General features: G+C 60.6%; 22 protein-coding genes. 17 read left to right on the top strand and 5 right to left on the bottom strand.

The window, feature by feature from the left end:
* Positions 1 to 97: 97 nt before the first annotated feature.
* Positions 98 to 1,057, top strand: a complete 960-nt coding sequence (locus tag ACI77I_RS16455) for a MerR family transcriptional regulator (RefSeq protein ID WP_406997979.1) — start codon at positions 98 to 100, stop codon at positions 1,055 to 1,057.
* 2 nt (positions 1,058 to 1,059) lie between these two features.
* On the opposite strand, the gene ACI77I_RS16450 is transcribed toward ACI77I_RS16455, so the two are convergent.
* Both ACI77I_RS16450 and ACI77I_RS16445 read right to left on the bottom strand, forming a co-directional pair.
* Positions 1,060 to 1,665 (bottom strand): hypothetical protein, encoded by a 606-nt coding sequence (locus tag ACI77I_RS16450; RefSeq protein WP_406997978.1) that lies wholly within the window; start codon positions 1,663 to 1,665, stop codon positions 1,060 to 1,062.
* A 59-nt stretch (positions 1,666 to 1,724) separates the two neighbouring features.
* Positions 1,725 to 2,192 (bottom strand): PAS domain-containing protein, encoded by a 468-nt coding sequence (locus ACI77I_RS16445; RefSeq protein ID WP_094949365.1) that lies wholly within the window; start codon positions 2,190 to 2,192, stop codon positions 1,725 to 1,727.
* Positions 2,193 to 2,321: 129 nt separating this feature from the next.
* On the opposite strand from ACI77I_RS16445, the gene ACI77I_RS16440 reads away from it, so the two are divergent.
* The gene (locus ACI77I_RS16440; protein WP_094949366.1) at positions 2,322 to 2,777 is read left to right on the top strand and encodes a flavodoxin; all 456 of its coding nucleotides are present in this window, start codon (positions 2,322 to 2,324) and stop codon (positions 2,775 to 2,777) included.
* Here the strand turns inward: ACI77I_RS16440 and ACI77I_RS16435 are convergent.
* Complete coding sequence (locus tag ACI77I_RS16435; RefSeq protein ID WP_406997977.1) at positions 2,758 to 3,654, bottom strand: LysR substrate-binding domain-containing protein; 897 nt, start codon at positions 3,652 to 3,654, stop codon at positions 2,758 to 2,760. The genes ACI77I_RS16440 and ACI77I_RS16435 overlap by 20 nt on opposite strands.
* A 98-nt stretch (positions 3,655 to 3,752) precedes the next feature.
* On the opposite strand from ACI77I_RS16435, the gene ACI77I_RS16430 reads away from it, so the two are divergent.
* From ACI77I_RS16430 to ACI77I_RS16395, 8 genes are all read left to right on the top strand, one after another.
* Positions 3,753 to 4,139: a CidA/LrgA family protein gene (locus tag ACI77I_RS16430; protein WP_242152475.1), complete on the top strand. Its 387-nt coding sequence runs from the start codon at positions 3,753 to 3,755 to the stop codon at positions 4,137 to 4,139.
* Entirely contained in the window at positions 4,129 to 4,815 is a 687-nt protein-coding gene (locus ACI77I_RS16425; protein WP_094949369.1) for an LrgB family protein, read from the top strand. Before ACI77I_RS16430 ends, ACI77I_RS16425 begins: the two co-directional genes overlap by 11 nt.
* 140 nt (positions 4,816 to 4,955) lie before the next feature.
* Positions 4,956 to 5,738, top strand: a complete 783-nt coding sequence (locus ACI77I_RS16420) for a class II aldolase/adducin family protein (protein WP_094949370.1) — start codon at positions 4,956 to 4,958, stop codon at positions 5,736 to 5,738.
* Positions 5,738 to 6,640, top strand: a complete 903-nt coding sequence (locus tag ACI77I_RS16415) for an alpha/beta fold hydrolase (protein WP_094949371.1) — start codon at positions 5,738 to 5,740, stop codon at positions 6,638 to 6,640. Before ACI77I_RS16420 ends, ACI77I_RS16415 begins: the two co-directional genes overlap by 1 nt.
* 316 nt (positions 6,641 to 6,956) lie before the next feature.
* The gene (locus ACI77I_RS16410) at positions 6,957 to 7,868 is read left to right on the top strand and encodes an SDR family oxidoreductase (protein ID WP_242152472.1); all 912 of its coding nucleotides are present in this window, start codon (positions 6,957 to 6,959) and stop codon (positions 7,866 to 7,868) included.
* Positions 7,869 to 8,373: 505 nt separating this feature from the next.
* Positions 8,374 to 10,164: a DUF1302 domain-containing protein gene (locus ACI77I_RS16405; RefSeq protein ID WP_094949373.1), complete on the top strand. Its 1,791-nt coding sequence runs from the start codon at positions 8,374 to 8,376 to the stop codon at positions 10,162 to 10,164.
* Positions 10,165 to 10,190: 26 nt separating this feature from the next.
* Positions 10,191 to 11,549 carry a DUF1329 domain-containing protein gene (locus ACI77I_RS16400; RefSeq protein WP_406997976.1) on the top strand — a complete coding sequence of 453 codons (1,359 nt, stop codon included), beginning with the start codon at positions 10,191 to 10,193 and terminating at the stop codon, positions 11,547 to 11,549.
* Between the two features lie 258 nt (positions 11,550 to 11,807).
* Positions 11,808 to 14,303 (top strand): LuxR C-terminal-related transcriptional regulator, encoded by a 2,496-nt coding sequence (locus tag ACI77I_RS16395; RefSeq protein ID WP_406997975.1) that lies wholly within the window; start codon positions 11,808 to 11,810, stop codon positions 14,301 to 14,303.
* Between the two features lie 32 nt (positions 14,304 to 14,335).
* Here ACI77I_RS16395 and ACI77I_RS16390 read toward each other — a convergent pair whose 3' ends face one another.
* The gene (locus ACI77I_RS16390) at positions 14,336 to 15,226 is read right to left on the bottom strand and encodes a helix-turn-helix domain-containing protein (protein ID WP_094949376.1); all 891 of its coding nucleotides are present in this window, start codon (positions 15,224 to 15,226) and stop codon (positions 14,336 to 14,338) included.
* 137 nt (positions 15,227 to 15,363) lie between these two features.
* On the opposite strand from ACI77I_RS16390, the gene ACI77I_RS16385 reads away from it, so the two are divergent.
* Positions 15,364 to 16,266, top strand: coding sequence for a DMT family transporter (locus ACI77I_RS16385; protein WP_263273977.1), 903 nt, complete (start codon positions 15,364 to 15,366; stop codon positions 16,264 to 16,266).
* A 122-nt stretch (positions 16,267 to 16,388) separates the two neighbouring features.
* Here the strand turns inward: ACI77I_RS16385 and norR are convergent, their stop codons facing one another.
* Complete coding sequence (gene norR / locus ACI77I_RS16380; RefSeq protein ID WP_406997974.1) at positions 16,389 to 17,936, bottom strand: nitric oxide reductase transcriptional regulator NorR; 1,548 nt, start codon at positions 17,934 to 17,936, stop codon at positions 16,389 to 16,391.
* A gap of 147 nt (positions 17,937 to 18,083) precedes the next feature.
* On the opposite strand from norR, the gene hmpA reads away from it, so the two are divergent.
* The 6 genes from hmpA (at position 18,084) to cyoD (ending at position 24,721) form a co-directional block, all read left to right on the top strand.
* Positions 18,084 to 19,265 (top strand): NO-inducible flavohemoprotein, encoded by a 1,182-nt coding sequence (gene hmpA, locus ACI77I_RS16375; protein WP_094949379.1) that lies wholly within the window; start codon positions 18,084 to 18,086, stop codon positions 19,263 to 19,265.
* Between the two features lie 221 nt (positions 19,266 to 19,486).
* Complete coding sequence (locus ACI77I_RS16370) at positions 19,487 to 19,993, top strand: disulfide bond formation protein B (RefSeq protein ID WP_094949380.1); 507 nt, start codon at positions 19,487 to 19,489, stop codon at positions 19,991 to 19,993.
* A gap of 793 nt (positions 19,994 to 20,786) precedes the next feature.
* Positions 20,787 to 21,728: a ubiquinol oxidase subunit II gene (gene cyoA / locus ACI77I_RS16365; RefSeq protein WP_094949381.1), complete on the top strand. Its 942-nt coding sequence runs from the start codon at positions 20,787 to 20,789 to the stop codon at positions 21,726 to 21,728.
* 3 nt (positions 21,729 to 21,731) lie between these two features.
* Positions 21,732 to 23,750 (top strand): cytochrome o ubiquinol oxidase subunit I, encoded by a 2,019-nt coding sequence (cyoB, locus tag ACI77I_RS16360; protein ID WP_094949382.1) that lies wholly within the window; start codon positions 21,732 to 21,734, stop codon positions 23,748 to 23,750.
* 3 nt (positions 23,751 to 23,753) lie between these two features.
* Positions 23,754 to 24,380 (top strand): cytochrome o ubiquinol oxidase subunit III, encoded by a 627-nt coding sequence (locus tag ACI77I_RS16355; RefSeq protein WP_094949383.1) that lies wholly within the window; start codon positions 23,754 to 23,756, stop codon positions 24,378 to 24,380.
* A complete protein-coding gene (gene cyoD, locus ACI77I_RS16350) occupies positions 24,380 to 24,721 on the top strand; it encodes a cytochrome o ubiquinol oxidase subunit IV (RefSeq protein WP_094949384.1) in 342 nt (113 codons plus the stop codon). The genes ACI77I_RS16355 and cyoD overlap by 1 nt, the downstream gene beginning before the upstream one ends.
* Positions 24,722 to 24,725: the final 4 nt, after the last annotated feature.

Genomic DNA, 24,725 nt, shown 5'->3' with positions numbered 1-24,725 from the left:
ACACCAGTGACATTGGTCTGACAGAGCGGGCCTTGAAAAGGACAAGTCTAAAAGCGTTAAATGGGATCCAAATTCACAAGGATGTTTTCTACCGCAGATGCCCGAAATTACTACTCATACTCGCGAAATTGCCCAGGGTCGTCCCGCTGACCCCGATGAGCTGTTCCCGATCCGCGAAGTGTCGAGATTGACAGGTGTCAACCCGGTCACCCTGCGTGCCTGGGAGCGGCGTTATGGCCTGATCCAGCCCACACGCACCGAAAGTGGGCATCGCCTCTATTCCAGCGACGATATTGTGACCATCCATCGTATTCTCGATTGGATCGAGCGCGGCGTGGCCGTGAGCAAAGTCGGCAAGATCCTTGCGCGCGACGATCAGCAGGCTGACGCGATTCGTGCTGAACGCGACACCGGCAGCGACAGTGAATGGCCACAGTGGCGGGCGCGGTTGGTAAACGCCATCAGTGGGTTTGACGATCGTCAACTGCATAGCCTGTACGCTCAGGTTCTCGCGAGCTACCCGCTCAGCGTGGCGTTCCAGGACATCCTGATGCCCCTTTGGAGCGACCTGCTGCGCCATCAGGGCCGCTTCGGCCAAGCCAGTGAATGGATTTTTTACGATACCTTCCTGCGCATGCAGACCTTCGAACACCTGCGACGCGCGGGCACCTCAACTGCGCCACGGGTACTGCTGACGGCTATGCCCGGCGAATGCCGTAAAGTGGAATTGATGGTGGCGGCGTTGTTGCTCAGTTGCGAGGACAGGCCTGTGAAGGTGCTGGGCATGGGCCAACCCTTGGACGAGTTGACACTGGTCTGTGAAAAGATGCGTCCTCAGGCGCTCATCCTGTTCTCCAACCACTCACACAACCATGACCTGGCCGGGCGTCTGACCCGTTTGGCGCTGACCCTGGATTGCCCGCTGCTGCTGGCCGGTGCCGCATCGGACCTGGCCGAAAAAGAGTTGGCCGGGTCCGCCATCGGTTGCCTGGGCAACGAAGGGCGCTTGATGCAGCGCCGCTTGCAGCAGTTTCTCAGTGGGCAGTTGGATACCTGATATCAGGCGTGCACGTGCGGGTGAACCAGGCGGTGCTGGTGCAGGATGAACTGGCGCAGGCGCTCGATTTCATCGGCATCGCTTTGGCTTAGGCGGTAGGCAAACAGGCCTCGAGCGGTTTCCCGCTCCAGCGTGCCGCGCAGTGAGATCCGCTCGTAGCCGGACGGGCTGAACCACAGGGAAAAGGTTTTCGGCGGTTTGACTCGGCCACGAATCTCCACCAGCACCCCCTTGAATGACACCTCGTGCACCCACAGGGCGGCGGGGTTGCCCCTGACGTTCTCCAGTGCCACCGGCGTTCCAAGCGCCAGGCGCCACGGGCGAATCATCGGGCCATCTTCAAAAATACTCGGCACGCCCAAACGCAAATGCACCGCGTGAAACTCATCCTCCACCAAGTGCAGGGGAAAGGTGAGTTGCTGGTTATCGAACTGCGCCTGGATGGTGACGTGGTCGTGAGCGGCCAACCGCGTGAGCAAGTCGCGAATCTGCGCACCGCCGTTGACGGTCAGGCTCGACCACGCATCCCGCAGGTTGAGCTGCGGGTTGTGCTGCATGTCCTGGATAAAATCCAGTTCGTCCTGCGTCAATAGCGCGTCGCGGTGCATTGATGTAGCTCAAAGGGTGAGGTATTAAAAAGCCATTATCACTCTAAAGACCGCATTTACTACAATTTGTTAATTCCGCTCGTCGCCTCAAGTGCCGCCAAGCGCTCTTTGAGTTCGGCGACTTGCGCTTCCAACTGTGCCACTCGTTGCTGGGCTTTCACCTGGGTGGTGACGTCTTTTTGCACGCCAATGAAATAGGTCTGCTTGTCGGCCTCGTTGTACACCGTCGACAGCGACAACTCATTCCAGAACGGTGTGCCGTCCTTGCGGTAATTGCGCAGGATTTCCCGGCAGGCGTCGTCGTGGTCGAGGGCGTCGCGAATGGCCATCAGGGCTGGCTGGTCGCGGTCACCGGCCTGTAGGAAACGGCAATCCTGATACAGGATTTCGTCCAGCGTGTAGCCAGTCATTCGCTCAAAAGCAGGGTTGACGTAGATCAGTGGCTTCTCTTCGCCTTCGCGTTCGGCGACGACGATGCCGTCGTTGGAAGCGTTGATGACCATCTGCATCAGCTTGGCGTTAATCATTGAGCGGTCCATGCCTTGTTTTTGAAGGCTAGAGTTTATGGCATACCTTGAATGTTGCGCCGCTTACGCCGAAATATTTGTGTCAGCTGTTAATATCCCAGGCTTTCGCTCAACCACAGGATCAGATTGATGAAAGTCGCCATCCTTTCCGGCTCGGTCTACGGCACCGCTGAAGAAGTCGCCCGCCACGCCGCCGGCCTCCTCAACGCGGCCGGTTTTGAAGCCTGGCACAACCCGCGTGCCACCTTGGCCGACGTGCAGGCCTTCGCCCCCGAGGCCTTTCTGGCGGTGACCTCGACCACCGGCATGGGCGAGCTGCCCGACAACCTGCAACCGCTGTATTCGAGCATTCGCGACCAGTTGCCCGCCGCCTGGCGCGGCCTGCCTGGCGCAGTGATCGGCCTGGGCGACGCCAGCTACGGCGATACGTTCTGCGGCGGCGGCGAGCAAATGTGCGAGCTGTTCGGCGAGTTGGGCGTGCGCGAAGTGCTGCCGATGCTGCGCCTGGACGCCAGCGAAAGCGTCACCCCGGAAGCTGATGCCGAGCCGTGGCTGGCCGAGTTGGTCACTGCACTGCGCGGTTGACCGGGAATTCGCGCAGCAATGCCAGCCAGGCCTGGGCGGCTCTGGACAGGTAGGCGCCCTCGCGCCAGATAAAGGCAATGTTCCAGCGCAGGTAGTCGGGCGCCTTAAGTGTCAGGCGCACCACGCCCGGTCGCACCAGCCCACGGGCGACCACGCTGGGCAACAGCACCACGCCTTGGCCGGCCGCGACCAGTGCGACCAGGAAGTCCGCCTGGCCGCTGCGGCCCACTTCCTTCGGCGTGAAGCCCAACTGCTGGCAGGCCTGCATCAGCCGATCGTTGAGGACAAAACTGCGCTGGTACATCAGGAACGGCGTGCCCGCCAATTCTTCCAGGTGCACGTGGGCGTTTTCGGCCAATGGGTGGTCCATCGGCAGCAGCGCGTCCAGCGGTTCATCGCAGAAGGGCTGCCAGGCGAAGGCCGGGTCGCTGGGCATCAGCGTGCCACCCACGTCCAGCTCACCGCTGAGAATTGCCTGCTCGATGGTGCGGCTGCCGCCTTCGAGCAGTTGGATAGTGACCTTGGGATAACGGCTGCGGTACTCGGCAAACAGCCCGGCAAACAGTGTGTCCCCGGCCAATAGCGGCAAGCCCAGGCGCAATTCGCCGCGCGCCAGTTGCTGCATATCATCGAGCTCGCTGAGCAATTCCGCCTGCAACCGCAACATCGCCTCGGCGCGCTGTAATACCACCTCACCTGCGGCCGTCAGGCGAATGTGCGAGCCCGTGCGTTCCAGCAGCGGTGTGCCCAGGCTTTGCTCCAGCTGGGCCACCTGTTTGCTCACCGCCGATTGGCTGATGTGCAAGGTTTTACCCGCTTGGGTAAAGCCGCCCCGGCGGATCACTTCGACAAAACTGCGCAGCTGTTTGAATTCCATCGGTCTGATTCCAGTTTGGAATAGCGGTCAGTCTAACAATTCGCTGTGGGGATGGGTGGGGCGTCTTTAAACTGAGCGCCTGTGAGGACCTAAAGCTTATGAAACGTTTCAGCTTCAAACATCTCGGGCGCCTGTTGATTGAGTTGGTGGTGCTGCTGGCGATCTATTTTCTGGGCACCCAGCTCGCCGTGTGGTTGGCGTGGCCGATACCGGGTGGCGTGGTGGGGTTGGGCCTGTTGCTGGCGACCTTCGCCACTGGCCTGGTCAAACCGGCCGCCCTGCAATTGGGCGCCGGGGTGCTGATGGCGGAGATGCTGCTGTTCTTTATCCCGGCACTGATGAGCCTGCTCGACTACGGTGGTTTGGTGCGCAATGACGGCTGGCGCATCCTGCTGGTGATCGGCTTCAGCACGCTGTCGGTGATGCTGGTCACGGCCTTCACCGTGGAAATGGTTTGCCGCTGGAGCATGCGCCGTGAAGCTTGAACTGATGCCGGTGTTCTGGCTCGCCCTGACCCTGGCCGCTTACCTCTTCAGCCGCTGGATCTACGCCCGCACCGGGCGCTACCTGCTGTCGCCATTGATCCTGGTGCCGGCGCTGCTGTTGGCGGTGGCCGTGCCGATGAAGACCGCCTATGCCGAATACGCCACTGACACGCACTGGCTGATGCTGGTGCTGGGCCCGGTCACTGTGGCGTTTGCCGTGCCGATCTGGCAACAACGCCGCTTGCTGGCGCGGCACTGGTCGGCGTTGCTGCTGGGCATGGTCGCGGGCAGCGCGGCCTCCATCGGCACCTCGTTCGGGCTGGCCAAGGCGCTGGCTTTGAACACCTCGGTGACCATGTCTCTCCTACCGCGCTCAATCACCACGCCGTTTGCGATGCCGGTGTCCTCCGACCTCGGCGGCGTACCGGAACTCACCGCCGTGTTCGTGATGTTCACCGGCGTGTTCGGCGCCATGCTCGGCGGCGTGCTGCTCAAATGGTTGCCGCTGCGTACACCGTTGGCGCGCGGTGCACTGTTTGGCGTGGGCGCCCACGGTGCGGGTGTCAGTCGGGCGCATGAAGTGGGCGGCGAAGAAGGCTCGGTCGCAGGCTTGGTGATGGTGTTGACGGGGCTGCTCAACCTGTTCGCCGTGCCTTTATTGGCGGCGCTTCTCTGACGCCACGTGGACTATTCTCTTGGATGACTCGCTCGGTCATCAAGCTGGCTGCGAAGGCAACTCCTTGCGCCACGTGGTCTGACTAGACTGGCCCCTCACCCAAAAAAACAATAAGAAAGTGCACCAAGGAGGTCATTGCCGTGAGCCCAGCCCCCGTTCTATCGCTGCAGAATGTCAAAGAGCAGGTCAGCGCTGCCGAATGGCAAGCGCGCGTCGACCTGGCGGCCTGCTATCGCCTGGTGGCACTGCATGGCTGGGATGACCTGATCTTCACGCATATTTCCGCCAAGGTGCCGGGCACCGATGATTTCCTGATCAACCCTTACGGGCTGATGTTCCACGAGATCACGGCGTCGAGCTTGGTCAAGGTCGACCAGGCCGGCAACAAATTGATGGACAGCCCCTACGAGATCAACCCCGCCGGCTTTACCATCCACAGCGCCATCCACGACGTGCGCCATGACGTGGTCTGTGTGCTGCACACCCACACCGCGGCCGGTGTTGCGGTGTCTGCGCAAAAGCAGGGCGTGCTGCCCATCAGCCAGCAATCCACCTTTGTTTTGTCCAGCCTGGCGTATCACGCCTACGAAGGCGTGGCGCTGAACCCTGAAGAGAAGGCGCGCTTGCAGGCAGACCTGGGCGACAACAACTTCCTGATGCTGCACAACCATGGCCTGCTGACCTGCGCTGGCAGCATCGCCGACACCTTCCTGATGATGTTCACCTTTGAGCGTGCCTGCGAAATCCAGGTGCTGGCGCAAAACGGCGGCGCCGAACTGATTGCCATCGAGCCGCAGATTCTGGCGGGGGCTAAGGCGATGGTGGCAGTTGTCACAAAGAGCGCCCAAGGTATGGGAGGCGCGCTGGCCTGGCCGGCGCTGCTGCGTAAATTGGACCTGCAAGATCCTGGGTATAAAAGCTGATGCCACTCGCAGAAATCCCGCTCAGTGCCTGGCGCAAGCGTGGCCAGGCGTTCGTCTTTCGTGGCCGCACCGTGCGTTTCTGGGTGGCCGGGCAGGGCGAGCCGCTGCTGTTGATTCACGGCTTCCCCACTGCCAGCTGGGACTGGCACTACCTGTGGCAGCCCCTGGCCCAGCGCAACCTGGTGATTGCTTGCGACATGCTCGGGTTCGGCGACTCGGCCAAGCCGTTGGACCACGACTACTGCCTGTTGGAGCAGGCTGACCTGCAACAGGCGCTGCTCGACTACCTGCGCGTGGAGCAGCCGGTGCACGTGTTGGCCCATGACTACGGCGACAGCGTCGCCCAGGAATTACTCGCGCGCCATTACGAAGGTCGCTTTCAAATGGCCAGCTGTGTGTTCCTCAACGGTGGGCTGTTCCCGGAAACCCATCGCCCGACGCTGGTGCAAAAACTCTTGCTCAGCCCGCTTGGCTGGATGATCGGCCGCGCCTTTGGGCGTAATGCCCTGTCGAACAGCTTCAGCCAGATTTTCGGCCCAAGTACTCGGCCCAGTGAAAGCGCGCTGGATGACTTCTGGAGCCTGATCAATGGCAATGACGGCCCGCGCATCCTGCACAAACTGATTGCCTATATTCCCCAGCGCCGCCGCCTGCGTGAACGCTGGGTGGACGCGATGCAACGCGGCGATGTGCCGTTACGGGTGATCGACGGCGAAGTCGACCCGATCTCCGGGGCGCATATGGTGGAGCGCTATCACCAACTGGTGCCCCACGCCGACACGGTGCTGCTGGCGAATATCGGCCACTACCCGCAGATCGAAGCGCCGCTGCAGGTGCTCAAGCATTACCTGACGTTTCGCGAGCGCATTGGTCAGTCGGTGCCGCGAGTGGCGTACTCCTGAGCATCATCGTAAGTCGTTTGTGGCGAGCGGGCCTGCCCCGCGTTGGGTGGCGAAGCCGCCCTAAAACCTGCGACCGCGATATGTCTGACACACTGCGGTGGCCTTATTGGGGCTGCTGTGCAGCCCAGCGCGGGGCAAGCCCGCTCGCCACAATAAGCCCACTGACCACAGAAAATGGGGTGGCCTTCCAGAGTTTGACCCAAGCAATCATCCCGCTGCCTTATCGAGCACCATTCAGCCTCGGCTGACTTTATTGTGACCCGCGCCCGTGTGCCTGACACTCAACCCATTCCCATTGTCGCCAGCGGAGTTCGGTATGAGTGAGTCAGTGCAGTTCCAGGATAAGGTCGTGATCGTCACCGGTGCCGGCGGCGGGTTGGGCCGGGCGCATGCGCTGCTGTTCGCCAAGCATGGGGCCAAAGTGCTGGTCAACGACCTCGGCGGTTCGACCCAGGGTGAAGGCGCCAATGCCTCGGCCGCCGACCGGGTGGTCGCCGAGATCCGCGAGGCCGGTGGCATTGCCGAGGCCAACCATGACTCCGTCACTGACGGTGACAAAATCGTGCAGAACGCGCTGGATGTCTTCGGCCGCATCGACGTGGTGGTCAACAACGCCGGCATCCTGCGCGACAAGACCTTCCACAAAATGGACGACAGCGACTGGGACTTGGTTTATCGGGTGCATGTCGAAGGCGCCTACAAAGTCACCCGCGCCGCGTGGCCGCATTTGCGTGAGCAAGGTTATGGCCGCGTTATCTTCACCGCGTCCACCTCGGGCATCTACGGTAACTTCGGCCAATCCAACTACGGCATGGCCAAGCTTGGCCTGTATGGCCTGACCCGCACCCTGGCGCTGGAAGGGCGCAAGAACAACATTCTGGTCAACGCTATCGCCCCCACCGGTGGTACGCGCATGACCGAAGGCCTGATCCCGCCGCAAGTATTCGAGCGGCTCAAGCCGGAGCTGGTCAGCCCGTTGGTGGTGTACCTGGGCAGCGAGGCGTGCCAGGAAACCTCGGGGCTGTTTGAAGTGGGCGGCGGCTGGATCGGCAAGACCCGCTGGGAGCGCAGCCTGGGTGTGGGTTTTGACCCTGAAGCGGGTTTTTCACCGCACGATGTGGCGGCGCATTGGGCGCAGATTTGCGACTTTGAAGGCGCCGCTCACCCCAAGGACAACATCGAAGCATTGAAGGAGATGATGGCCAACTTGCAGAAGTTCAGCCTCTGATCGTTGCTTGAACACTATTGAATACTCCGGGGCGCTGAGGGCGCCCCGTTTTATTGCGGGCATAAAAAAGGCCGCTGCAAAGGCAGCGGCCGAAGTAAGACGTTGGATCAAGGAGCGATAAATCAACGTCGGTGAACAGCGGTAATAGATTGATACAGCGGGCCAATCTATGGGAATCAGACTTTTCTTACTGTTGAGCAAGCGGGCCATTTGCCCTGAAAGTGCGTTAAGAATAGTCGTATGTAACAAAATGAGTAATCCCCATTCAGGACAATGACTGTTACCAAATCAGTAACGATTGTCCCGCACAGAGCGTGGGAACGCTCTTTGGCCTATTTATCTTTCTGATAGCGCGTCATCTACCGCATCCATGGCCCTGCCCAAACCCCGGCCTGAGCGCCTGTTAATCCTTTTGAGCGACAACACGAATACCCCTTTGGTGCGCTTATCGCTCCTGACGGACAGCAGTAGGGTGGGGCCTTCTGTCACTCACCGGGGAAGACGCATGACAAAAACAACAATGCGCGCCATCTTCACGCCACAGGCGCTCGCTGCGGCGGTTGCACTGGGCTGCTGCGCCCAGGCACAGGCGGTTTCGTTCAACATTGGCGAGATCGAAGGGCAATTCGATTCTTCGCTGTCGGTCGGCGCCAGCTGGGGCATGCGCGATGCCGACAAAAAACTGGTGGGCGTTCCCAATGGCGGCACGGGGCAGGCTTCTACCGGGGATGACGGGCGACTGAACTTCAAGAAGGGCGAGACCTTTTCCAAGATCTTCAAGGGCATTCACGACCTGGAGCTCAAGTACGGCGACAGCGGCGTGTTTGTGCGCGGCAAATACTGGTACGACTTCGAACTGCAGGACGAAGACCGCGAGTTCAAACAGATCAGCAACAACCACCGCGACGAAGGCGCGCGCTCTTCCGGCTATGAGTTGCTGGATGCCTTCGTCTATCACAACTATTCCATCGGCGACCTGCCCGGTAACGTGCGCGTCGGCAAGCAGGTAGTGAGCTGGGGTGAGAGTACGTTTATCGGGAACTCGATCAACAGCATCAACCCTATCGACGTGTCGGCCTTCCGCCGCCCTGGCGCGGAGATCAAGGAAGGCCTGATTCCGGTGAACATGCTGTTCGCCTCCCAGAGCCTGACCAACCAATTGTCGGTAGAAGGCTTCTACCAACTGAACTGGGAAAACACCGTAGTGGATAACTGCGGCACCTTTTTCGGCAACGACGTAGTGGCCCACGGCTGCAACAGCAACTACACCGTCGGCAGCCCGGCGATTGCGCCGTTGCAGCCCGTGGCCGCAGCGTTCGGCCAGGGCTTTCAGGTTACGCGCGAAGGCGTGGTGGTACAGCGCGCCAAGGACCGCGAAGCCCGTGATGGCGGCCAGTTCGGCGCGGCCTTGCGCTGGCTTGGCGATGACACCGAGTACGGCCTGTACTTCATGAACTACCACAGCCGCACACCCACCGTGGGCACGCTGACCGCCAACACCAACCTGGCGACCATCGGGCGTATTGCGGCCGCCGCCAATGCGATCGCGCCCGGCAGCGGCGCGGGCCTGGCGCAAAGCACCATGCTCGGCCGTGGCCAGTACTACCTCGATTACCCCGAAGACATTCGCCTGTACGGCGCCAGCTTCTCCACCACCTTGCCCACCGGCACGGCCTGGACCGGCGAGATCAGCTACCGCCCGAACGCACCGGTGCAACTCAACACCACTGACCTGACCCTGGCCTTGGTCAACCCGATTGCCGGCAATACCGCCTCGCCGATCCGCAGTTCGTTCGGCTCGGACAACGTCGGTTATCGACGCAAGGAAATCACCCAGATCCAAAGCACCATGACCCAGTTCTTCGACCAGGTGCTGGGCGCCGAACGCCTGACCCTGGTGGGCGAGGCGGCCTATGTGCACGTCGGCGGGCTGGAAGCCAAAACCAAGCTGCGCTACGGCCGCGACTCGGTGTTCGGCGCCTACGGTTTCCAAGGCGATACCGACGGTTTCGTCACCGCCAACTCCTGGGGTTATCGCGCCCGCGCCATCCTGGACTACAACAACGCGTTTGCCGGGGTGAACCTCAAGCCCAACCTGTCCTGGTCTCATGACGTCAGCGGCTATGGCCCCAACGGGATCTTCAACGAAGGCGCCAAGGCGATCAGCGTCGGCGTGGATGCGGACTACCGCAACACCTACACCGCCAGCCTGAGCTACACCGACTTTTTCGGCGGCGACTACAACACCCTCACCGACCGCGACTTTATCGCCCTCAGCTTCGGCGTGAACTTCTGATCTGGTTTAAGGAAGGACAAGAACCTATGCGTAAGATATTTGCAGTGATGGCCCTGAGTCTGCTGGCTGCCCACGTGATGGCGGCGGTGTCGCCCGAGGAAGCCGCCAAGCTCGGCACCAGCCTCACGCCGGTCGGCGCTGAAAAAGCCGGCAACGCCGACGGCTCGATTCCGGCCTGGACCGGCGGCATCCCCAAAAACGCCGGTGCGGTGGACAGCAAGGGCTTCCTCGCCGACCCGTTTGCCAATGAAAAACCCTTGTTCGTGATCACCGCTGCGACCGTCGACAAGTACAAAGACAAGCTCTCCGACGGCCAGGTGGCGATGTTCAAACGCTACCCCGAGACCTACAAGATCCCGGTGTACCCGACCCACCGCACCGTCAACCTGCCGCCGGATATCTACGAGTCGATCAAGCGCAGCGCGCTCAACGTGCACGCGATCAACGACGGCAACGGCCTGGAAAACTTCACCGGCAACCGCTACTACGCATTCCCGATTCCGAAGAATGGCGTGGAGGTGCTGTGGAACCACATCACCCGCTACCACGGCGGCAACCTCAAGCGCATCATCACCCAGGCCACCCCGCAAACGAACGGCAGCTACACGCCGATCCGCTTCGAAGAAGAAGTGGCGGTGCCGCAGGCCATCCCGGATATCGACCCGACCAAGGCCGCCAACGTGCTGAGTTTCTTCAAACAATCGGTCACTGCGCCTGCACGTCTGGCGGGCAATGTGCTGCTGGTGCACGAGACCCTCGACCAGGTGAAGGAGCCCCGCCTGGCCTGGATCTACAACGCCGGCCAACGCCGCGTGCGCCGCGCGCCGCAAGTGTCCTATGACGGCCCGGGCACTGCCTCCGACGGCCTGCGCACCACCGACAACTTCGACATGTTCTCTGGCGCCCCCGACCGCTACGACTGGAAGCTGGTCGGCAAAAAAGAGATGTACATCCCCTACAACAGCTACAAGCTCGATTCGCCGACCCTCAAGTACGACGACATCATCAAGGCCGGGCATATCAACCAGGACCTGACCCGCTATGAGTTGCACCGGGTGTGGGAAGTGGTCGGCACCGTCAAGCCGAGCGAGCGGCACATCTACGCCAAGCGCCACATGTACATCGACGAAGACAGCTGGCAGGTCGCGCTGGTTGATCACTATGACGGCCGTGGTCAGCTGTGGCGTGTCGCCGAAGGCCACGCGCAGTTTTACTACGACCATCAGGTGCCGGCCTACACCGTGGAAACGCTCTACGACATCATCGCCGGGCGCTACATCGCGTTGGGCATGAAGAATGAGGAGAAACACAGTTTCGTGTTCGGCTTTGCGGCCAAGGCGGCGGACTACACCCCGGCGGCATTGAGGTCTGCAGGCGTGCGCTGACCTTCAGTTGAAATGCAATCCAACTGTGGGAGCTGGCTTGCCTGCGATGGCGGTACATCTGCCACGGATGGGCTGGCTGACCCACTGCCATCGCAGGCAAGCCAGCTCCCACATTGACCGGGTTCCACTTTATGGTGGGGTGGAATCCCGGCTTTTTTATGCCGACTAATCACCCCGCTGAATACTTCTTCAACAACCGCCGACCACAGGACTAGGGTAGGCGCCAGGTTGCATAACAATAAAAAGCAGGATGCAGCAATGACCGCCATGACACGCTGCCTGGACCGTCCTGGATTCATGCCACGGCTGTCCGCCCACCATCAGTTGCGCCCGCGTCTGGCCGAGCCTTTGCTCGCAGCGCAGGTCAGGGTGAAACTGCTCTGCGCGCCGGGCGGCAGTGGCAAGAGTGCGTTGCTCGCCGAGTGCGCGTTGCAGGCGCCGGTGGGGTGTCAGGTGTATTGGCTGGCGCTCAATGGCGCCGTGCTCAGCGCCGAGGCTTTCTGTGCACGGCTGGCACAAAACCTTGGTTTGTCGTTTATCGATGAAGCCAGTTTGCTGCTCGACCTCAGCCGCTGGCAAAACACCGCGTGGATATTCCTTGATGATTTCTGTCGCCAGCCCGCCCCCGAGCTGGACGCTTTGCTCGACCGCTTGCTCACCGCCGCCAGCCCGGCACTGACCTGGTGGCTGTGCGCGCGGCGGCGCCCGATGTGCAACTGGCCACGCCTGCTGCTCGATGATGAGTTGTTGGAGTGCAGTGAGTTGATGTTCAGCCATGCCGAAATCCAGCAACTGCTCGGCCCAGGGCAAACCGTCGACAACGTGATGCAGTTCAGCGGCGGCTGGTGCGCGGGTGTGCGTATCGCCTTGCTCGGTGACGGTCACCCGGACAAGACCCTGCTCGACTACCTGCAACACGAACTCTTCAGCAGCTTGCCCGCCGAACTGGCCGAGGCCTGGCGCGTGTTGGCGCATTTGCCGCGTTTCAATTCGAGCGTGTGTGAGCACCTGTTTGGCTCTGGCGACGGCGATCAGTACCTGCGCGATTTGCAGGCGCTCGGTGCGTTTATCCAACCGTGGGAGGACGCCACCGATTGGCTGCAGGTGTTCCCGCCCCTGGCTCAGTTAATCCGTGATGAGCCCTGGCCGGCCAAGCGTTCTTGGCATCGGCGCGCCTGCCAATGGTTCACCACCGAGCAGGACTGGCAGGCTGCCTTCGAGCAGGCGCTGCTGGCCGAAGCCTACGAAGTGGCGGTGAGCCTGTTGCAGCACTTCAGTTTTGAGGACCTGTTCCGTCAGCAGAACGCCGTACTGTTGTTGCGTCTGCACGAGCAGCATGGCGATGAATTGATGCTCGGCTCGGCGCAACTGGTCGGTTTGGTCACAGCGGCATTGCTGTTTGCCGGGCGCTTCGATCAAGCCGCGGTGTGTATCGATCAGCTTGCCCGGTTTGCGCCGCAGCCGACGGCGGCGCAACAGCGTTATCTGTTGGCGCGCTCGCAGGCGCAATGGGGCTGGCTGTTGCATTTGAGCGGTGATGCCGAGCGGTCCCGCGCGCATTTCCTGGAGGCGTTGCAAGCCTTGCCCGACAGCGCCTGGACGTCGCGCCTGATGTGCCTCTCGGGCCTGACCCAACAAGCCTTGTTGCGCGGTGAACTGGACGTTGGCCAAGCGCTGAACCGCGAAGCCCTGTGCCTGGCCCGCGCCCATGGTTCGTTGGTGTTGGAGGCTTTGCTGGAGCTGGATCACGCCCAACTGCTGGAGCAACGCGGCGCGCCGTATCGGGCGCAAAGCCTGCTGGAAACGGTGCAGGCGATGCTGGTGGGGCAGCGGCTCAAGGCTGGGCCATTGGTGGGGCGCATCGCGTTGCGGCGCGGGCATTTGGCGCTGCGCCAAGGTCAGGATGCGCTGGCGGCCGAGTGTTTCGAGGGTGGGTTGACGATGTGCCTGCACAGTCAGGACAAGCGCGTGCTGTACGGCTTTCTCGGCCTGGCGCTGTTGGCGGCGAACCGTGGCGATTACGCCCAGGCCTTCATTCAATTGCGCGAAGCTGAGCGCCTGATGCAGCAACGCCACGTGCCGGACACGGTGTACCGCGCGGTGTTGCTGCTGGTCAGTGGGCACTTCTGGTTGCAACAAGGTCGCGCCGACTTGACGCTGGAAGCGATGCGCCGGGTGCTGCGCCATTTTCGTGGGCCGTGTGCCAAGCAGGCGCCGCCGGCCACGCTGGAGCTGATCCCGCGCCTGGAATATTTGCTGGTGTTGGCCGAGGTGAAGCTGGGTTGTGCCGATCAACCCATCGCGCGGCTGACGGCCTTGCTTGAAACCACCCGGCAACGCGGCATGCTTTGCCTGGAAACCGAATTGCAGCTGGTGCTCGGCGAGGTGGCTTGGCAACTCGGCGACTCGGCATTGGCCCGTCGTGCGCTGCAAGCCGGCTTGGCGTTGGCCGCGCGTTGCCAGGTGCAGCAGGCGATTCGTGAGCTTCGGTTGCGCTCGCCGGGGCTATTGAGTGAGCTGGGCCTGGAGACGCAGGCGTCGCCCAGCGGCGTGGCGGAAAATCCCCTGAGCCTGCGCGAGTTGGAGGTGTTGCAGTTGATCGCCCTTGGCAACTCCAACTTGGAAATCGCCGATCGGCTGTTTATCTCGCTGCATACCGTCAAGACCCACGCGCGGCGTATCCATAGCAAGCTCGGGGTGGAGCGGCGTACGCAGGCGGTGGCGAAAGCCAAGACATTGGGGTTGATGGGGTAGCGCAGGTACACGCCACAGGAAGAGCTCGGCGGTTACAGAGTGTGTGTTCTGGCGCAGAACGCTTGGCGGTATTCGCCGGGGGTTGCGCCCAGGGCTTGGCGAAAGCGTTGGCTGAAGTGGCTGGCGCTGGAGAAACCGCACATCCAGGCGATGTCGGCCAGGGGCAGGGCGCCGCTGCGTAGCAGGCTTTGCGCGCGCGTCAGGCGTCGCGCCAGCAGGAATTGATGGGGCGGCAGGCCGAAGCTTTGGCGGAACATCCGCGCAAAATGGTATTCGGACAGCGCGCACAGGCCGGCCAGTTGCCCGAGGCTGATCGGGTCTTCCAGGTGATGGTCGATGTAGTCCACCAACAGCCGCCGCTGATGCGCGGCCAACCCGCCTTTCAAGCGCAGCCCATCGCGCGCGCCGACTTGGCTGAGCAAGGTGTGACTGAGCATTTCGTGGGCCAGGCTGCTGGTCAGCAGGCGCTCGGCGGGCTCGTGCCAGTTGAGGGCGATCAACTGGTGAAAGCGCCGGGCCTGGCTCGCATCCTCTAGAAAGGTGCTTTCGCGCAATTGCAGCTCGCGCGGTTCGCGGTCGAGCAGGGTGACGCAGCCGAGGGCGAATTGCTCCGGGCTGAAATACACGTGGGCCAGTCGGATTTCACCGTTGATCACCCACGCTGACTGGTGCTCGGCCGGCAAGATGCACAGCTTGTCGGGGCCACCCTTGGTGCCCGGCTGGTCGCGGCGAAAGGTGCCGGTGCCGCCGCCGATGTAGCAGGACAAGGTGTGGTGGGTGGGCGCCTGATAGTCCTGGGAATCGTGATGGTTGCTCCACAAGGCCGCAGACAAGCCGTCACCGAGCTCGGCGCAGGCTTCCAGGCGCGCGTTGGGCGAGCGGTTAAGGGCTTGAAAGACTTGCAGGGATTCCAGCTCTGGCATGGTTGTTCTCTCCGACGCCTTGCATCCTACTCCGCGTCGCCGTTGCTGTGATCCCGGCACCCGACAAAAGCGCAAGAATATGCAAGAGCGCGCCCGGCTGTGCGGGTGACACTGTGGCTCAATCACCGGAGCCCACCATGAACCTTTCCCTGTATTTACTCACTGTGCTGATCTGGGGCACCACCTGGATCGCGCTTAAATGGCAATTGGGCGTCGTGGCGATTCCCGTGTCGATCGTCTATCGCTTCGGCTTGGCGGCACTGGTGCTGTTTGCGCTGTTGCTGCTCAGCCGCAAGTTGCAGGTGATGAACCGGCGCGGGCACTTGATCTGCCTGGCTCAGGGCGTGTGCCTGTTTTGCGTCAACTTCATGTGCTTTCTGACAGCCAGCCAGTGGATACCCAGTGGCTTAGTGGCGGTGGTGTTTTCCACGGCGACGCTGTGGAACGCGCTCAATGCGCGGGTGTTTTTCGGCCAGCGGGTCGCGCGCAACGTGTTGATGGGTGGCGCGCTGGGGTTGCTGGGGTTGGGCTTGTTGTTCTGGCCGGAACTGGTCGGGCACACCGCCAGCCCGCAGACGTTGCTTGGCTTGGGCTTGGCGTTGTTGGGGACGATGTGTTTTTCGGCGGGCAATATGCTCTCCAGCTTGCAGCAGAAGGCCGGGCTCAGGCCGTTGACCACCAACGCCTGGGGCATGGCGTATGGTTCGGCGATGCTGGCGATTTACTGCGCGGTGCGTGGGATTGCGTTTGAGATGGACTGGAGCGCGCGGTACATCGGCGCGTTGTGGTACTTGGTGATCCCGGGGTCGGTGATTGGGTTTACCGCGTACCTGACGCTGGTGGGGCGTATGGGGCCGGAGCGGGCGGCGTATTGCACGGTGTTGTTTCCGGTGGTGGCGCTGAATGTGTCGGCGTTTGCCGAGGGGTATCAGTGGACGGCGCCGGCGTTGGCGGGGTTGGTGCTGGTGATGTTGGGGAATGTGTTGGTGTTTCGCAAGGTTAGGCCTGTGAACCCGGTTTTCAGAGCGAAACAGGTTTAAAAATGTGGGAGCTGGCTTGCCTGCGATGGCGGTATACCTGCCAGCTCATTCTGTATTGACCCACCGCTATCGCAGGCAAGCCAGCTCCCACAGTTGACCGAGGTATCTTCCTGATCTTTTGGTTATTTGAGGCCCAGGCGTTTGGCCATGCGGCCGAGGTTGGCGCGGTCGAGGCCGAGTTCGCGGGCGGCGCTGGCCCAGTTGTGTTGGTGGCGCTCCAGGCAGGCGCTGATGACTTGGCGTTGGTAGTGCTCGGTGGCCTGGCGCAGGTCGCCGGTGACGATGGGGGCCACGTCGGCCGGTGCTTCGATCATCGCCGGTGCGCTGACGTCAGGCAGGTCCAGGTCCTGGGCACTCAGGCTCAATATCTTCGGACGTTCGCGACAGTTTCCCAGGGCTTTGAGTGCGCTGCGTCCGATCAAATGTTCCAGCTCGCGCACATTGCCCGGCCAGTTGTAGGCCAGCAGCGCTGCCTGGGCATCGCTGGTCAGGCGCAGGCTGCCCAGGCCCATGCGTGAACGGTTCTGCTCGAGGAAGAAGCCCGCCAGCAGCAGCACATCACGGCCGCGTTCACGCAGCGCCGGCACTTGCAGCGGGTACACGCTCAGGCGGTGGTAGAAGTCGGCACGGTAGCGGCCGTTGCGCACCTCTTCGGCGAGGTCGCGGTTGGTGGCGGCGATCAGGCGCACGTCAACTTGATGCTCCTTGTCCGAGCCCAGGCGCTGCAACTGGCCGCTTTGCAGCACGCGCAGCAGCTTAGCCTGCACCGCCAGTGATAACTCACCGACTTCATCCAGAAACAAAGTGCCGCCATTGGCCAATTCGAACTTGCCCCGACGCTCATTCAGCGCGCCGGTAAAGGCGCCGCGCACGTGGCCGAACAGCTCGCTTTCCACCAAGGTTTCCGGGAGGGCGGCGCAGTTGAGGCTGATCAAGGGTTTGTCTGCCCGCGGCGACGCGGCGTGGATGGCCTGGGCCACCAGCTCTTTGCCGACACCGGTTTCGCCGGTGATCAGCACGGTCAGGTCACTGCCGCCCACCAGGTTGATTTCTTCGACCAGGCGCTTGTGTGCCTTGCTCTGGCCGATCATTTCCTTGTGCTGCTGGCCGCTGGCCTGGCGATAAATTTCGGCGCGCTGATGCTCATCTTCGGCGCGCAACGCCAGGCGCTCAATACGCTCGGCGACATTGACCGTGGCCGCAGCCAGGCTGGCGAAGGCTTGAAGGGCGTCCAGTTCGACGCGTTCGAAGCGTTCGGTGTCCAGCGCATCAAGGGTCAGCAGGCCCCAGGGTTTGTCGTCGATAAACAGCGGGCAGCCCATGCAGTCGTGAACTTGCAGATGCCCATGCAGGCCATCGACCAAACCGTCGTAAGGGTCGGGCAGTTCGCTGTCGCTGTCAAAGCGCGTCGGGCCGGGGCTGCTCAGCAACACGGCGAAACGCGGGTGCTCGCTGACTTTGAAACGCCGGCCGAGCGTATCCGGGCTCAAACCATCGACTGCCAAGGGCACCAGCCATTCAGCGTCCAGGCGCAACAATGCGGCGGCGTCGCATGGCAGCAGGGCGCGCATGGCTTGCAGCAGGCGCCGGTAGCGCTCGCCTTCGGGCAGCTCGCGGGACAGGTCGGCGACCAAGGGCAGCAGGGTGGTGAGCAGTGATTGCGCAGTCATAATGACTCCTTGTAGTCCTTATGACTATAAAGTGTAGGCAGTCATACTGACTACATATTATTCAAGTTATTGAAATATAACGATTTATAAGTTGGCACGAATGCTGATTAGGTAAGGGCAATCAGTAAAAAGACCCAGGAGTCTGCCATGCTTAGTGCCCAAGACCGTGCCATCATCAAATCCACTGTGCCCCTGCTGGAAAGCGGCGGCGAAGCGCTGATCACCCATTTCTACCGCATGATGCTCAGCGAGTACCCAGACGTTCGCCCGCTGTTCAACCCAGCCAATCAGGCCAATGGCGACCAGCCCCGCGCCCTGGCCAATGGCGTGCTGATGTATGCGCGGCATATCGACCAGTTAGACCAGTTGGGCGATCTGGTCGCTAAGATCATCAACAAGCACGTGTCTTTGCAGATCCTCCCGGAGCACTACCCGATCGTGGGTACCTGCTTGCTGCGGGCCATTTGCGAAGTACTCGGCAGCGAGATTGCCACGCCTGAGGTGCTGAGCGCCTGGGGCGCCGCTTACGGCCAGTTGGCCGATATCCTGATCGGCGCCGAAGCCGCCATCTATGACGAAAAAGCCCAGGCCCCAGGCGGCTGGCGCGGCGCGCGGCCGTTCCTGTTGGTGAAACGCGTGGAGGAGAGCGACGAGATCATCTCGTTCTATTTTGCCCCGGTGGACAACGGCCCAATCCTGGCGGCCGCGCCGGGCCAATACATCGGCATGAAGCTGATGCTGGATGGCGAAGAAGTGCGCCGCAACTACTCGTTGTCCGCCTTGAGTGACTCGGGCCTGTACCGCATCAGCGTCAAGCGCGAAGCGGGTGGGCGAGTGTCCAACTACCTGCATGATCGGATGCACGTCGGCGCGACCCTCGACCTGTTCCCACCATCGGGCGAGTTCACCTTGGTGACCAGCGACAAACCGCTGGTGCTGATCAGCGGCGGGGTGGGCATCACGCCAACGCTGCCGATGCTCGAAGCGGCCCTGGCCACCGAGCGCCCGGTGCACTTTATCCACTGCGCGCGTAATGGCGGCGTGCACGCGTTCCGCGATTGGGTGGACGCCCTGGCCGCCAAGCATCCGCAACTCAAGCGCTTCTACTGCTACGCCGAAGACGACGGCGTGAGCCCGGCGGCGGACAAGGTCGGGATGCTGAGCCAGGAGCAACTGGCGGCCTGGTTGCCTGAGCAACGTGACCTGGATGCCTACTTCCTCGGCCCTAAAGGCTTCATGGCGGCGGTCAAGCGCCACCTCAAAGCCCTGGGCGTGCCCGATAACCAAGCCCGCTACGAATTCTTCGGCCCGGCTGGGGCCCTGGAATAAAGTTTTAACCGGCGCACCGAGTCGGCACTATCGCGGGCAAGCCCGGCTCCCACATGGAAATGCAATCCACTGTGGGAGCCGGGCTTGCCCGCGATGGCGTCCGCACAGCTACAACATTCCCGACGATTAATCCGCCGTTAACCCCTCTCTGTTTTAACCCTCCCCTGTGTGTAAACTTGCGGCCATCAGGCACAACCATAATCTGGCAAAGGGAAACGGGGATGAGTGACGAATTGCGTTTAGGCAGGGAGCGGCGCTTTCTGGTGTTGCTGGGCATCATCTGCCTGGCGCTGATCGGCGGTGCGCTGTACATGCAAGTGGTGTTGGGCGAGGCGCCGTGCCCGCTGTGCATCCTGCAGCGTTACGCCTTGCTGTTGATCGCGGTCTTTGCCTTTATCGGTGCGGCCATGCGCCGCAAAGGCGCGGTCACCTTCTTTGAAGGGCTGGTGGTCCTCAGCGCCCTCGGTGGCGTGGCTGCGGCCGGCCATCACGTGTACACCCAGTTCTTCCCTGAGGTCAGCTGCGGCGTCGATGTGTTGCAGCCGATCGTGGATGAACTGCCACTGGCCAAGGTGTTCCCACTGGGCTTCCAGGTGGATGGCTTCTGCAGCACGCCGTACCCGCCGATCTTGGGCTTGTCCCTGGCGCAATGGGCGCTGGTGGCGTTCGTGCTGACGGCGATCCTGGTGCCGCTGTGCATCTACCGGAACCGCCAACGCCAGGCCTGAAGCGATTAACCGAAACGCCCCGATCTTCCTTGAAGGAAGGTCGGGGCGTTTTTGGTTGTAGGTATTTGTGAAGAGGCCGTGACGAGGGGCAACATCCGGTGCGCGCAGCGTGCGACATGTTGTCACACGGAGGCTGGCGCAGGACGTTTTTGACGTGCTGAGCAACGCCTTAAATTTGCGCCAGGCGGCTAAATTGTGCTGTCAGTTCATCGTTTGAGCGATGCCACGAACCTCGCCGCGTCTGAGCCATTCAGTGATGTCCCAATGCCTTGTTTTATGGGGACTTGGATACGTTTTGCATGCCCTTACAAGGTGTAAGGGATGGGGTGCTTTACGCAATAACACGGCAATTTTTGTGGTTTTTGTTGAGAATCGAACACGATAAGATCCCGAACCTTTGCAAGATTGGTGAAGGATTGTTGCTGGAATCGATAAAAATTATTTCTTTATAAGACATGGTTTATACATCGCCAGCTAACTACAATCGCCCGCACTGAATGTCTGGTGCTGTTCAATCTTTGAGCATTGGAGCGGTCGAGGGGCAGATGGATGGCTCTATGCGACCCCAGGTTCCGGCAAGCCTTTCAACTATCCGCACCAAATGGAATTGGTCTGTAACAAGGCCTTTAACCACGAAATCGAATAAGAACTCACCGCAGGTCCGTGAAACGCCAATGTATGGCGCGCCGGGCAGGCTCTTATTCAATCGAAGAGAAATGCCAACCCTTGGCAGGGTGAAGTGTTGGCGATCAAAACCCAACTGCATTGCGCAAGCTGCTTTAGAGGTCGTGAGATGAGTAAAAACAGGTACCCCCGATTACTAGGCTTTTTGCCGCTGCTTGGCATGCTGTTAATGCTGGGAGGCTGCAAGTGGACCTTGATGGACCCGAAAGGACAGATCGGTCTGGATCAACGCAACCTGATCATCACCGCCACCCTGCTGATGCTGTTGGTCGTGGTTCCCGTGATCATCATGACGTTTGCCTTCGCCTGGAAATACCGCGCGTCGAACACCAGCGCTACCTACGCGCCGAAGTGGTCGCACTCCACCAAGATCGAAATCGCCGTTTGGCTGGTGCCGATCCTCATCATCATCGCCCTGGGTTACATCACCTATAAGTCGACCCACGAGCTGGACCCTTACCGTCCGCTGGAATCCGACGTCAAGCCGATCAACATCGAAGTGGTCGCGCTGGACTGGAAGTGGCTGTTCATCTACCCGGACCTGGGTATCGCCACGGTTAACGAAATCCAGTTCCCTGAGAACACCCCGCTTAACTTCCGGATCACCTCCGATGCTGTGATGAACTCGTTCTTCATCCCTGCACTGGGCGGCCAGATCTACGCGATGGCAGGCATGCAGACTCGCCTGCACCTGATCGCGAACGAGAAAGCTGAAATGGAAGGCATCTCCGCTAACTACAGCGGTGCTGGCTTCACCGGCATGAAATTCAAAGCGATCTCGACTAGCCAGGAAGATTTCAACGCCTGGGTAGCCGCAGTCAAGGCCGCACCTAAACAGCTTGATCAAGCTGAATACGACGCCCTGACCAAACCAAGCCAGAACAACCCAGTCGCTCTGTACTCCACGTATGAGCCGAACCTGTTTCAGAAAATCGTCGACAAGTACGAAGGTATGAAGCCAGGCAAGCCGGTCAAGCACGAGAAGAAAGAAGTGGCCGTGGTTGAAGGTTCTGACACGGGCTCGCATTCAACTGCTGGGGCAGAGGAGTAAACGATGTTTGGTAAATTAAGTTGGGATGCGGTCCCGTTCCACGAGCCGATCGTGATGGTGACCATCGCCATGATCGCGCTGGGTGGTCTGGCACTGTTTGCTGCAATCACGTACTACAAGAAGTGGACCTACCTGTGGACCGAGTGGTTGACGTCTGTCGACCACAAGAAAATCGGTGTCATGTACGTCATCGTTGCCATGATCATGCTGCTGCGTGGTTTTGCCGACGCCATCATGATGCGTACCCAGTTGGCCATGGCCACCGAGGGTTCGCCTGGCTACCTGCCGCCTGAACACTATGACCAGATCTTCACCGCTCACGGTGTGATCATGATCATCTTCATGGCGATGCCATTCTTCACCGGCTTGATGAACCTTGCCTTGCCGCTGCAGATCGGTGCACGTGACGTTGCATACCCGTTCCTGAACTCCTTGAGCTTCTGGCTGCTGGTTTCCGGCGTGGTGCTGATCAACCTGTCCCTGGGCGTCGGCGAGTTCGCCAAGACCGGTTGGGTTGCTTATCCGCCGCTGTCGGGCATTCAGTACAGCCCTGGCGTGGGTGTGGACTACTACATCTGGGCGCTACAGTTATCAGGACTCGGGACGACACTGACGGGGGTCAACTTCCTAGCCACCGTCCTGAAAATGCGCGCCCCTGGCATGAAACTGATGGACATGCCGATCTTCACCTGGACCTGCACCTGGGCCAACGTCCTGATCGTGGCTTCGTTCCCGATCCTGGCCGCTACCATGGCGCTGCTGTCGCTTGACCGTTACCTGGATTTCCACATTTTCACCAATGAACTTGGTGGCAATCCAATGATGTACGTGAACCTGTTCTGGGCATGGGGTCACCCTGAGGTGTACATCCTGATCCTGCCAGCGTTCGGTATCTTCTCTGAAGTGATCTCGACCTTTACCGGCAAGCGCCTGTTCGGTCACCACTCGATGGTCTACGCCTCCGGCGCGATCTCGGTGCTGGGCTTCATGGTGTGGTTGCACCACTTCTTCACCATGGGCTCGGGGGCCAGCGTCAACGCCTTCTTCGGCCTGGCGACGATGCTGATTTCCATCCCGACGGGGGTGAAGCTATTCAACTGGCTATTCACCATCTACCACGGCCGTCTGCGTATCACCAGCCAGGTTCTGTGGACCCTGGGCTTCATGGTGACCTTCGCTATCGGCGGCATGACCGGCGTACTGCTGGCCATCCCGGGTGCTGACTTCGTACTGCACAACAGCCTGTTCGTGATCGCTCACTTCCACAACGTGATCATCGGTGGTGCTGTATTCGGTTACATCGCTGGTTTCAGCTTCTACTTCCCGAAAGCGTTCGGCTTCAAGCTGCACGAAGGCTGGGGCAAGGCTGCATTCTGGTTCTGGATCTCGGGCTTCTTCGTCGCGTTCATGCCGCTCTATGCACTGGGCTTCATGGGCATGACCCGTCGTCTGAACGCCACTACCAACCCTGAGTGGGTACCGTACCTGTACGTTGCCATGTTCGGTGCGGTAATGATCGCTGTGGGCATCGCCTGCCAGCTGATCCAGCTGTACGTGAGTGTCCGTGACCGTAAGCAGAACGCTTGCGACTCCGGCGACCCATGGAATGGCCACACTCTGGAATGGTCGACCTCGTCGCCACCGCCGTTCTACAACTTCGCTGTGATCCCTACTGCGAACACGATCGATGCGTTCACCGAAGCGAAGGAAGACGGTACTGCGTACCAGCAACCTAAGCACTACGAGCCGATCCACATGCCGAACAACACCGCCACTGGCGTGGTGATGGGCGCGCTGTTGACCGTATTCGGTTTCGCGATGATCTGGCACATCTGGTGGCTGGCAATCGTGGGCCTGGTAGGCACCATCGGTTACTTCATCATTCACGCTGCCCGTGATGATCAAGGCTACATGGTGCCGGTCGAGACGATCGAGCGCATCGAAGCCGAGCAACACGCTCGCCTGGTAGCCGAGAAGAAGATCCCGGCCAACCGTGTAGAAACCTCGTTGGAACAGGCTTAAACCATGTCGAACTTAGTGACCAATGCTGGACACGCCCATGTCGATGACCATGGGCACGATGACCATCACCACGACTCGGGGCCAACAACCGTCTTCGGTTTCTGGCTCTACCTGATGACCGACTGCATCTTGTTTGCGTCGATCTTTGCGGTGTACGCGGTACTGGTAAATAACGTAGCGGGTGGCCCATCGGGCCACGACATCTTCGAACTGCCTTACGTGCTCGGCGAAACCGCCTTGCTGTTGTTCAGCTCGATCACCTACGGTTTCGCCATGTTGGCCTTCTTCAAGGGCAACAAGAAAGGCGTACTGACCTGGCTGGGCCTGACCTTCCTGCTCGGCCTGGGCTTCATCGGCATGGAGATCAACGAGTTCCACCTGCTGATCTCCGAAGGCTACGGCCCGCACCGTTCCGGTTTCCTGTCGGCGTTCTTCACGCTGGTCGGCACCCACGGTCTGCACGTAACGGCTGGCCTGCTGTGGATGGCGGTGATGATGTATCAGGTCAATAAGCACGGCCTGACCAACACCAACAAGACTCGCCTGACTTGCCTGAGCCTGTTCTGGCACTTCCTGGACGTGGTCTGGATCTGCGTCTTCACCGTTGTTTACCTGATGGGGACTCTGTAATGGCTAATGCACACTCCCATGACCATGACAGCCATGATTCGAGCCACGGCAGTGTTAAGTCGTACGCCATCGGCTTCATCCTGTCGGTAATCCTGACGCTCATCCCGTTTGGTCTGGTGATGTACCCGACCCTGCCGAAATCGATCACGTTGATGATCGTTCTGGTATTCGCGGTGATTCAGGTTCTGGTTCACCTGGTGTACTTCCTGCACCTGGATCGTTCTAAAGAGCAGCGCGATAACGTGATTGCGTTCGTGTTCGCAGGCTTAGTAATCCTGCTGCTGGTTGGCCTGTCGATATGGATCATGTTCAGCATCCATACGTTCATGATGGCGAAGTGAGGTA

This window comes from Pseudomonas sp. D47, assembly GCF_045447305.1.
In the GTDB taxonomy this organism is placed as follows: Bacteria; Pseudomonadota; Gammaproteobacteria; order Pseudomonadales; family Pseudomonadaceae; genus Aquipseudomonas.
Note: the sequence above shows the minus strand (reverse complement) of the source record. Positions and strands in the feature narration are given on the sequence as shown.

What these genes read in the sequence shown, in the direction of transcription:
- ACI77I_RS16455 (WP_406997979.1), top strand. Translation starts at nt 98, where the DNA reads ATGCCCGAAATTACTACTCATACTCGCGAAATTGCCCAGGGTCGTCCC.
- ACI77I_RS16450 (WP_406997978.1), bottom strand. Translation starts at nt 1,665, where the DNA reads ATGCACCGCGACGCGCTATTGACGCAGGACGAACTGGATTTTATCCAG.
- ACI77I_RS16445 (WP_094949365.1), bottom strand. Translation starts at nt 2,192, where the DNA reads ATGATTAACGCCAAGCTGATGCAGATGGTCATCAACGCTTCCAACGAC.
- ACI77I_RS16440 (WP_094949366.1), top strand. Translation starts at nt 2,322, where the DNA reads ATGAAAGTCGCCATCCTTTCCGGCTCGGTCTACGGCACCGCTGAAGAA.
- ACI77I_RS16435 (WP_406997977.1), bottom strand. Translation starts at nt 3,654, where the DNA reads ATGGAATTCAAACAGCTGCGCAGTTTTGTCGAAGTGATCCGCCGGGGC.
- ACI77I_RS16430 (WP_242152475.1), top strand. Translation starts at nt 3,753, where the DNA reads ATGAAACGTTTCAGCTTCAAACATCTCGGGCGCCTGTTGATTGAGTTG.
- ACI77I_RS16415 (WP_094949371.1), top strand. Translation starts at nt 5,738, where the DNA reads ATGCCACTCGCAGAAATCCCGCTCAGTGCCTGGCGCAAGCGTGGCCAG.
- ACI77I_RS16410 (WP_242152472.1), top strand. Translation starts at nt 6,957, where the DNA reads ATGAGTGAGTCAGTGCAGTTCCAGGATAAGGTCGTGATCGTCACCGGT.
- ACI77I_RS16405 (WP_094949373.1), top strand. Translation starts at nt 8,374, where the DNA reads ATGACAAAAACAACAATGCGCGCCATCTTCACGCCACAGGCGCTCGCT.
- ACI77I_RS16400 (WP_406997976.1), top strand. Translation starts at nt 10,191, where the DNA reads ATGCGTAAGATATTTGCAGTGATGGCCCTGAGTCTGCTGGCTGCCCAC.
- ACI77I_RS16395 (WP_406997975.1), top strand. Translation starts at nt 11,808, where the DNA reads ATGACCGCCATGACACGCTGCCTGGACCGTCCTGGATTCATGCCACGG.
- ACI77I_RS16390 (WP_094949376.1), bottom strand. Translation starts at nt 15,226, where the DNA reads ATGCCAGAGCTGGAATCCCTGCAAGTCTTTCAAGCCCTTAACCGCTCG.
- ACI77I_RS16385 (WP_263273977.1), top strand. Translation starts at nt 15,364, where the DNA reads ATGAACCTTTCCCTGTATTTACTCACTGTGCTGATCTGGGGCACCACC.
- norR (WP_406997974.1), bottom strand. Translation starts at nt 17,936, where the DNA reads ATGACTGCGCAATCACTGCTCACCACCCTGCTGCCCTTGGTCGCCGAC.
- hmpA (WP_094949379.1), top strand. Translation starts at nt 18,084, where the DNA reads ATGCTTAGTGCCCAAGACCGTGCCATCATCAAATCCACTGTGCCCCTG.
- ACI77I_RS16370 (WP_094949380.1), top strand. Translation starts at nt 19,487, where the DNA reads ATGAGTGACGAATTGCGTTTAGGCAGGGAGCGGCGCTTTCTGGTGTTG.
- cyoA (WP_094949381.1), top strand. Translation starts at nt 20,787, where the DNA reads ATGAGTAAAAACAGGTACCCCCGATTACTAGGCTTTTTGCCGCTGCTT.
- cyoB (WP_094949382.1), top strand. Translation starts at nt 21,732, where the DNA reads ATGTTTGGTAAATTAAGTTGGGATGCGGTCCCGTTCCACGAGCCGATC.
- ACI77I_RS16355 (WP_094949383.1), top strand. Translation starts at nt 23,754, where the DNA reads ATGTCGAACTTAGTGACCAATGCTGGACACGCCCATGTCGATGACCAT.
- cyoD (WP_094949384.1), top strand. Translation starts at nt 24,380, where the DNA reads ATGGCTAATGCACACTCCCATGACCATGACAGCCATGATTCGAGCCAC.